Annotated in this window: 6 protein-coding genes, 1 tRNA gene and 1 pseudogene; 1 reads left to right on the top strand and 7 read right to left on the bottom strand. The window is 72.7% G+C overall.

The annotated features are described in order from the left end of the window. Nucleotides 1–394: pseudogene (locus ACTSKS_RS10045) on the top strand (integrase core domain-containing protein); the annotation flags it as partial. A gap of 306 nt (nucleotides 395–700) precedes the next feature. Here ACTSKS_RS10045 and ACTSKS_RS10040 read toward each other — a convergent pair. The 7 genes from ACTSKS_RS10040 to ACTSKS_RS10010 all read right to left on the bottom strand — a co-directional run bounded on the left by ACTSKS_RS10040 (nucleotide 701) and on the right by ACTSKS_RS10010 (nucleotide 7,203). Then, nucleotides 701–777 (bottom strand) — tRNA-Pro (locus ACTSKS_RS10040). A 377-nt stretch (nucleotides 778–1,154) separates the two neighbouring features. Then, nucleotides 1,155–1,634, bottom strand: a complete 480-nt coding sequence (locus ACTSKS_RS10035) for a hypothetical protein (protein ID WP_036383303.1) — start codon at nucleotides 1,632–1,634, stop codon at nucleotides 1,155–1,157. Between the two features lie 104 nt (nucleotides 1,635–1,738). Further along, entirely contained in the window at nucleotides 1,739–3,277 is a 1,539-nt protein-coding gene (der, locus tag ACTSKS_RS10030) for a ribosome biogenesis GTPase Der (RefSeq protein WP_020628099.1), read from the bottom strand. Beyond that, nucleotides 3,274–4,005, bottom strand: a complete 732-nt coding sequence (cmk, locus tag ACTSKS_RS10025; protein ID WP_002857424.1) for a (d)CMP kinase — start codon at nucleotides 4,003–4,005, stop codon at nucleotides 3,274–3,276. Before cmk ends, der begins: the two co-directional genes overlap by 4 nt. A gap of 1 nt (nucleotide 4,006) precedes the next feature. Next, nucleotides 4,007–5,167 carry a prephenate dehydrogenase gene (locus tag ACTSKS_RS10020; RefSeq protein WP_069941656.1) on the bottom strand — a complete coding sequence of 387 codons (1,161 nt, stop codon included), beginning with the start codon at nucleotides 5,165–5,167 and terminating at the stop codon, nucleotides 4,007–4,009. Then, on the bottom strand, nucleotides 5,164–6,120 hold the full coding sequence (locus ACTSKS_RS10015; protein WP_020628101.1) for a pseudouridine synthase: 957 nt from the start codon (nucleotides 6,118–6,120) through the stop codon (nucleotides 5,164–5,166). Before ACTSKS_RS10015 ends, ACTSKS_RS10020 begins: the two co-directional genes overlap by 4 nt. Before the next feature lie 222 nt (nucleotides 6,121–6,342). Continuing rightward, entirely contained in the window at nucleotides 6,343–7,203 is an 861-nt protein-coding gene (locus ACTSKS_RS10010) for a ParA family protein (protein ID WP_050773867.1), read from the bottom strand. Nucleotides 7,204–7,392: the final 189 nt, after the last annotated feature.

The raw sequence follows: 7,392 nt of genomic DNA, 5'->3' as shown, positions 1-7,392 counted from the left end.
CGGGCAGTTCCCGTGGCCATCACTGGGCAGTCCTCATGGCCGTCAGCGGGTCATTCCCTGGCCACCTATGGGCAGCTTTTCATGGCCGCTTACACACAGCGACGCGGGGTCTCAATTCACCTCCATTCGCTACGGCGAACGCCTCGCCGAGATCGGAGCGACACCGTCGATCGGGACCGTCGGGGACAGCTATGACAACGCCCTGGCCGAGACCGTGAACGGCTATTACAAGGCCGAGCACGTCCGCGGACCCGCACGGCCAGGTCCCTGGCGGACGGTCGAGGACCTCGAGCTCGCGACCCTCGGGTGGGTGTCCTGGCACAACACGCAACGCCTCCACGGCTACCTCGGCGACGTCCCACCCGCCGAGTTCGAGGACACGTTCTATGCTGTCGAGGCCGGCCGCGAACAGTTGTCGGAATCAAATAGCGCGAGTCTCCATCAGACCCAGGGCGCTTCAGGGCCTACGCTCTGGTCACCGACGAGATCGATTTTGGATCGAGCCGCTCGGCCACTGAGGAAGTTCTGAATTCCCGGGGATATAAGTCGAGCCGAACGCCGAACCGTAGGGTCTGTCTCGATCAGTTTGTGCTAAGGAATATGTCAGGCACGGAAAGAGGCCCAGGCGCTCCCCTCGAGGGAGTACCTGGGCCTCATTCCATTTTCCCTCGTCAGATGCGGACTCTGACCCGTGGGAACGTGGTCGGGCTAGCGGGATTTGAACCCACGACCTCTTGACCCCCAGTCAAGCGCGCTACCAAGCTGCGCCATAGCCCGTGACGAATCGCGGTCATCCGCGCTTCGGCACCCGACGAGCATACCCCACCCGCGCCGCCGGACGCGAATCCGGAGCGGGCCGGCCGGGCCGTCGTCGTCAGGGGCGAACGCTGCGACACCCCGGAACGTGAACAAGGGGCCCACGTCCTCTTCACAGACGTGAACCCCTCATCCCTTGACCGAGGGCCACCCGACCGAGAGTCCCCCAGCGACCGCGGCCCCGGCGTACCGGTGGGCCTGGCGGTCTGCACGAACCCTCTCATGACTGAGGGTGCAGTCGTGCACGTGAGAAGCCTAACACGCCGAGCGTCTCCGATCCGCCGTTCCGGGCGGGTCGAAGAGGCGTGTCGGGGGGCTCACGGAGCCCCGCCGCAGGATCAGTACGTGAAGGTCCGGTCCCCCACGCGGAATTCGACGTCCTTGAGGTCCGGGATGGCGTCACGTGCCTGCTCCGCCGCCTCCCGCATCGTCTCCTCGAGGACCTGGGGATCGGCATCGAGCAAAGACTGGCCGTACTCGATGACCACCTTTCCGTCCTCCCGGAGCGCCTCGACGTCGACGATGTCCGAACCGGAGGGCAGGGATCGCGTCAGGTCCTCGACGACCTCGGCGGCGCGCTGGTCCGCCTCTGCGAGGGCGCCCTCGGCCTCCTGGCGCAGCTGCCCCAGGTCCACGCGGTCCGAGGCGTCCGCCTCCAGCTCGCTGATCCGGTCCTCGGCCTGGGCGAGCCGGTCCTCCGCGCTCTGCAGCGCGGCCCGGGTCTCGCCGTCGTCGACCGCACAGCCGGATGCGGCCAGCGCGAGCGCGGCCAGGGTGGCCAGGGACAGGGCGGCGGGGCGACGTCGGATGAGGCTCATGCCCTCAGGCTACGAGGCGAAGGTGGACGAACGGTGGGAGCTTGCCGGGACGACGACGTCCCCCGGCGCGGGTGGCCGAGGGACGTCGTCGGGGCGGGGCCGGATCAGCGGCGGCGACCGCGCTTCTCGCGCACGCGCATCCCGATCTCGAGGGGCGTGCCCTCGAACCCGAAGGTCTCGCGCAGGCGGCGCACGATGAACCGGCGGTACCCGGGGTCCAGGAACCCGGTGGTGAACAGCACGAACTTGGGCGGCCGGCTCGAGACCTGGGTCGCGAACAGGATGCGGGGCTGCTTGCCGCCGCGCAGCGGGTGCGGGTGGGCCGCCACGAGCTCGCCGAGGAACGCGTTGAGCTTGCCCGTGGGGATGCGGGTGTCCCATGAGTCCAGGGCGAGGTCCAGCGCGGGGACGAGACGGTCCTTGTGCCAGCCGGTCTTCGCGGAGATGTTCACGCGCGGCGCCCACGCGACGTGCGCCAGGTCCCGCTCGATCTCCTTGGCCAGCTGGAGCCGCCGATCCTCATCCACCTGGTCCCACTTGTTGAACGCGATCACGAGGGCGCGACCGGAGTCCAGCACCATCTGGAGGATGCGCACGTCCTGCTCCGAGATCACCTGCGGCGCCTCGAGCAGCACCACGGCCACCTCCGCGCGGTCCAGGGCGGAGGCCGTACGCAGCGACGCGTAGTAGTCGGCGCCGTGGGCCATGTGCTGCCGTCGACGGATGCCGGCGGTGTCCACGAAGCGCCACAGCCGTCCGCCGAGCTCCACGAGCTCGTCCACGGGGTCGCGCGTGGTGCCGGCCAGGTCGTCCACCACCACGCGGTCCGAGCCGGCCAGCTTGTTCAGCAGCGAGGACTTGCCCACGTTCGGCCGGCCCACGAGGGCGATCCGGCGCGGGCCGCCGCGCGGCACGAGACCGCCGTGGGCGGACTCCTCCGGCAGTGCCTCGAGCGCGGCGTCCAACAGGTCCGCGACGCCGCGGCCGTGCACCGCGGACACCGGGTACGGGTAGCCGAAGCCGAGCGACCACAGGGTGGCGGCGTCGGCCTCCTGGACCATGTCGTCCACCTTGTTGGCGGCCACGATCACCGGGCGGTCCTTGCGACGCAGCATCGAGACCACGGCCTCGTCCGTGGCCGTCATGCCGACGGTGGCGTCCACCACGAACACGACGGCGTCCGCCACGTCCACGGCCAGCTCGGCCTGCTCGGCCACGCGACGGTGGATGCCCTTGGCGTCGTGCTCCCAGCCGCCGGTGTCCACCACGGTGAACTCGCGGCCGTTCCACTCGGCGTCGTAGGAGACGCGGTCGCGCGTCACGCCGGGCACGTCCTCCACCACGGCCTCACGGCGGCCGATGATGCGGTTGACGAGCGTGGACTTGCCGACGTTCGGCCGGCCCACGATGGCCAGCACGGGCGGCACGGGCGCGTCGACGTCCTCGTCGGGCCCGAGCTGCCACGCGTCGAGGAGGGCGGCGTCGTCCTCCTCGAGCTCGTAGTCCTCGAGGCCGGCGCGCAGCGACGCGGCGCGCGCCTCGGCCTCCTCCTCGGTCATGGCGGCGAGCCGCTCGGCCACCTGATCGTCGCCGGCGGGGACGAACTCGTCCTCACCGGAGCGGTGCTGGGGGTTCTCGGTCATCGTCGGCCTCCCTTCACGGCCGGAATGCCGGCCTGGTCCTCGACGGCGGCCAGGACGGCCGCCACGGTCTGCTCGAAGTCGAGCTCGGTGGAGTCCACGAGCGCCACCCCGTCGGCGGGGCGGTCGAACGTGGACACGGTGGCGTCGCGGGCGTCGCGCCCGGCCACCTGACGGTGCAGCGTGCCGGCATCGACGCCGGTCTCCCCCGCCGCGGCCAGCTGGCCCGAGCGGCGGGCGGTGCGCACGGCCTCGGAGGCCGTGAGCAGCACGCGCGCGTGGGCGTCCGGGGCCACCACCGTGGTGATGTCACGGCCCTCGGCGACCATCCGGCCCGCGGCGGCGATCGCCGCCCGCTGGCGACGATGCAGCTCCTCGCGCACCGGGATGACCACGGCGACGGTGGAGACCGTGTCCGTGACCTCGGGGCCGCGGATCGCCTCGGTGACGTCCGTGCCGCCGACCCGCACGGCCTCGACGTCCGGGTCGGTGGACTGGTCCAGGTCCATGGCGACGGCGGCCGCCGCCACGGCCTCCGCATCGGCCAGGTCGACGCCCTCGTGCAGGCAGTGCCACGCCACGGCGCGGTACATGGCGCCGGTGTCCAGGTACGCGGCGCCGAGACGCCGCGCCACGGCCTTGGACACGGACGACTTGCCCGAGCCCGAGGGGCCGTCCACCGCCACCACGAGCGGCGCGGGTGCGACGTCGTCGCGGGTGTGCTCGGTCATCTCAGACCACCTTCCATCCGGCGGCGGTCAGCGCCGCCACGAGTTCGTCCCTGCGGCCGGGCAGCACGGAGATCTCCACCATGCCGACCCGGTGGCCCGAGGCGTGCTCGAGCCGCAGGTCCTCCACGTTCACGTCCGTGCGGCCGACCTCGTCGAGGAGGGCCGCGATCTGCCCGGGGGCGTCGTCCACAATCACCGTGACCACCGCGAACGCCTGCGGCGGCGCCCCGTGCTTGCCGGGCACCCGTGCCCGACCGGCGTTGCCCTCGGCGATCAGCTGCGCCATGTCCAGCCGCGCCCCGGGGGCGGAGGGGTCCTCCAGGGTGCGGATCAGCCGGTCCAGGTCCGCCCGCAGCCCGTGCAGCGCCGGCACGATCCGCCCGGCGTTGCCGGAGAGGATCTGCACCCACAGCTGCGGGTCCGACGCTGCGATCCGGGTGGTGTCCCGCAGCCCGTTGCCGGCCAGGGCGAGCGCCTGGTCCGGGGTGTCCTGCAGGCGGGAGGCCACGAGCGAGGCGGCGATCTGCGGCAGGTGCGAGATCAGCGCGACCGATTCGTCGTGGGCGCGGGCCGCCATCCGGTACGGGGTGGCCTGCAGCGTCAGCGCGAGCGCCCGACCGGCCGCGAGGGCGCCCGGGTGCGTCGTGTCCGTCGGGCACAGCACCCACGGCGCCTGCGTGAACAGGGTGCCGCGGGCCGCCACGGGACCGGACCGCTCGGAGCCGGCCATCGGGTGCGTCCCGAGGTACCGGTCGGCGTCCTGCGGGGCCAGGCGGCCGTCGTCGACGGCGGCGCGCACGCCCGCGGCGACCGCCTCCTTCACCGAGGCGATGTCCACCACCACGGCCGCGGGCCAGCGGCGCAGCGAGTCCACCACGACGTCGGCGGTCACGTCCGGCGGCGCGGCCACGACGACGAGGCCCGGGGCGGCGTCGAGGTCGTCGCCCTCGGCGTCCAGGCGGGCGGGGCGTCCGGCGCGGATGTCCGCGGCCACGGCCAGGGCGGCGGGCGAGGGGTCGTGCAGGCGCACGTCCACACCGGCCGCGCTCAGCCCGATGCCAATCGAGGTGCCCAGCAGACCGGTCCCCCGGACGAGGACGGGCTGCGGGATCCCGGCCGGGCCGTCACCGAGCGCGGCGGCGGACTCGGCGGGCGCGCTCACAGGCCGACCAGGGCCTTGAGGTGGCCCAGCTCCTGCGCGTTGAGCGCGCGGACGGTGCCCTGCTTCTGGTCGCCCAGCAGGATGGGGCCCACCTTGACGCGGACGAGCCGCTCGACCGGGTGGCCGATCTCCTGGAACATGCGGCGCACGATGCGGTTCTTGCCCGAGTGCAGCACGACCTCGACGAGCACGTGGCCCGGAGTCGAGTCGACGAGCTTGAACGAGTCCACCTGCGCCACGCCGTCCTCCAGCTCCACGCCCTCGCGCAGCCGGTTCGAGACGCCCTTGGCCAGCGGGCCGCGGGTCTGCACCACGTAGGTCTTGGGGACCTCGTAGCTGGGGTGGGTGAGGCGGTTGGCCAGCTCGCCGTCGTTGGTGAGGATGAGCAGGCCCTCGGTCTCGTTGTCCAGACGGCCCACGTGGAACAGGTGCTCCTGCCCGGGCTTGAGGTAGGTGGCGATCGAGGGCCGGCCCTCCGGGTCCACCATCGTGGAGATCACGCCGCGGGGCTTGTTGAAGACGAAGTACTGCTTGGTCACGTCCGTCTGCACGGAGATGCCGTCCACCCGGATCACGGCCGTGGCCGGGTCCACGCGCACGCCGGGCTCGGTGACGACGACGCCGTCCACCTCCACGCGGCCCTCGGCGATGAGGTCCTCGCTCACGCGCCGGGACGCCACACCCGCCGCGGCCAGCACCTTCTGCAGGCGCTGGCCCGACTCGTCGTGGATGCGGTCGAGGTGGGCGGCCTTGGCCCGGGCGGCGCCGGCGCCGCGGCCGCGGCGACCGCGGGTGCGCGGCACGGCGTCCTCGTCGAAGGGGGCCTCCTCGCGGGGGCCGGCGGCGCCGCGGCGGGCACCGATCTGTCGCTGGTAGTCGCGCTCCTGGAACGGGCCGCCCCGTCGACCGACGGCGGGGGTGCGTCCGGAGCCTCGCGGCTTGCGGGAGTTCATGGGGAGGGCGTCCTTTCGGGTGCGCGTCAACGGCGCCGGTCGGGCCGGCGGCGGACGGGTCAGGGGGTGAGGGACGGCCCGGAGACGGACACGCCCGGCTCCATTCTCGCAGATCGGCGGCGTCGCGTCTCCCGGCCACCGCTCCCCCGGCCGCGAGCGCGCAGAGAACCGGCCCGGTCCCGCGACGGGACCGGGCCGGCGTCGTCGGCGCTCAGCGGGCGGTCACGGCGCGCCGCCGCGGCTGATCAGCTCGCGGGCGAGCTGTCGGTAGGCCTTGGCGCCGTCGTGGTTCTCGGCGAACAGGGTGATGGGCGTGGCCGCCACCGTGGCGTCGGCGAACTTGATGGACCGCTTGATGACGGTCTCGAACACGCGGTCCCCGAAGCCGGCCACCAGCGAGCCCACGACCTCCTTGGAGTGCAGGGTTCGCTGGTCGAACATCGTGGCCAGCACGCCGTCGATCTCCAGGTCCGGGTTGAGCCGGTCCTGCACCTTCTCGATCGTCTCGACGAGCAGGGCGACCGCGCGCAGCGCGAAGAACTCGGCGGTCAGCGGGATGATCACGCCGTGCGAGGCGGTCAGCGCGTTGACGGTCAGCAGGCCCAGCGAGGGCTGGCAGTCGATGAGGACCACGTCGTAGTCGTCGCGGACCTGGCGCAGCGCGCGCTCGAGGACCTGCTCGCGGGCCACCTCGTTGACGAGCTGCACCTCGGCCGCGGACAGGTCGATGTTGGCCGGCAGCAGGTCCATGTTCTCGAAGTCCGTGGACAGGATCGCGTCCTTCGCGGTCACGGACCGCTCCATGAGCACGTTGTACACCGTGGTGTCGAGCTCGTGCGGGTTCGCGCCCAGGCCGGCCGAGAGGGCGCCCTGCGGGTCGAAGTCCACCATGAGCACCCTGCGGCCGTAGCCCGCGAGCGCGGCGCCCAGGTTGATGGTGGAGGTCGTCTTCCCGACGCCGCCCTTCTGGTTCACCATCGAGATGATCCGCGCCGGGCCGTGCGAGGTCAGGGGCGCGGGCTCGGGGAAGTCGTGCTTGGGCCGGCCGGTGGGCCCGAGCACGGGCTCGCCGTGGATGGTCATCACGGGGATCGGTTCTCTCGAGGTCACGGCGGCGCCGGCTCCTTCCACGGTGGTCTGCACGCCCGGCCGCGGGCCGCGGCGCGCCGCGGCCGCCGTCGTCGGCGTGTCCGGATCTTCCCCCACCCTAGTGCCTGGCGTTCCCGGGACGACGGCGACGCCGGGGACGGGCCGGTGTCCAGGCTCATCCCC

Source organism: Micrococcus sp. TCR-5, assembly GCF_052220525.1.
Taxonomy (GTDB): Bacteria; Actinomycetota; Actinomycetes; order Actinomycetales; family Micrococcaceae; genus Micrococcus; species Micrococcus luteus.
This window is presented reverse-complemented; position numbering and strand designations above follow the sequence as displayed.